The sequence below is a fragment of the Herbaspirillum robiniae genome (genome assembly GCF_002213415.1).
GTDB lineage: Bacteria > Pseudomonadota > Gammaproteobacteria > Burkholderiales > Burkholderiaceae_D > Herbaspirillum > Herbaspirillum robiniae.
On record NZ_NJGU01000027.1, the window covers coordinates 1 to 1,261 of the forward strand.

At 66.0% G+C, this 1,261-nt stretch carries 1 protein-coding gene; it reads left to right on the top strand.

What is annotated here, in order from left to right; translation table 11 throughout:
• Window positions 1-1,239 (top strand): HAL/PAL/TAL family ammonia-lyase (locus tag CEJ42_RS24315; protein WP_088752818.1); only part of this gene is annotated, 1,239 nt, incomplete at its 5' end.
• Window positions 1,240-1,261 lie beyond the last annotated feature (22 nt).

The following is a 1,261-nucleotide window of genomic DNA, read 5'->3' on the forward strand; positions in this document are numbered from 1 at the left end:
AACGCCGGCATCCACCCGATCATGCCGCAGAAGGGCTCGGTCGGCGCCTCCGGCGACCTGGCGCCGCTGTCGTATCTGGCGGCGGCGATCGCCGGCTTCGACGAGGCCGAAGTGATGTACAAGGGCCAGCGCATGAGCGCGCCGCAAGCCATCACCCAGGCCGACATCGGCCCGGTCAAGTTCGACCTCAAGGCCAAGGACGCCTCAGCCCTGATCAACGGCTGCACCGCCTCGCTGGCGGTGGCGATCCTGGCCGCGCACGACGCCCGTCACCTGCTGAGCGACGCCTGCCTGTCGCTGGGCCTGACGCTGGAAGCGATGCGCGCCGAGATGGCGGCCTTCGATCCGCGCATCCAGCAGGCGCGTCCGCACGCCGGCCAGATCAAGACCGCGCAGGTAGTGCGTACCTTGTTGAAAGGCTCGACCCGCACCACCCATGAAGCGCGCGCCGTGCAGCTGCCGGACGAGCTGCGCCGCACCGACATCCCTTATACCTCGCGCATCCAGGACGTGTACTCGCTGCGCTGCTCGCCGCAAGTGTATGGCCCGGTGTTCGACGCGCTGGACTACATCGACACCATCATCGAGAAGGAAACCAACTCCGCCACCGATAACCCGCTGATCTTCAGCAAGGACGACGGCGAAGGCTTCGAGATCATCTCCGGCGGCAACTTCCACGGCCAGTACCTGGCGCAGGCGATGGACCTGCTGGCCATGGCGATCACCGACCTGGGCAGCATCTGCGAGCGCCGGGTGGCGCGCCTGATCGACCCGACGCTGTCGTGGGGTTTGCCGCGCAACCTGATGAGCGGCATCCGCGGCGTGAACACGGGCTATCCGGTGGTGCAATGTTCGCTCAGTTCGCTGGTGATGGAAAACCGCACGCTGTGCACGCCGGGCAGCGTGGACAGCATCCCGTCCAAGGGCAACAGCGAGGATCACATCTCGAACTCGACCTGGTGCGCGCGCAAGGCGATGACGGTGGTGCAGAACACGCAATACATCGTCGGCGTGGAAATGCTGCTGGCGGCGCAGGCCTTGACGATGACCGAGGAGCTGCTGAAGGACTTCAAGCTGGGGCAGGGCACGCAGGCGGCCTACGACGAGATCCGTCGCCAGATCCCGGCCTGCCTGGACGGCGACCGCTGGTTCCACAACGACATCCAGGCCGCGCATGACTTCGTGGTGAGCGGGTCGGTGCGCAATGCGGTGGTGGCCAGTATTGGGCAGTTTGTTTGATGGGCGGACGTATCGTCGTCTG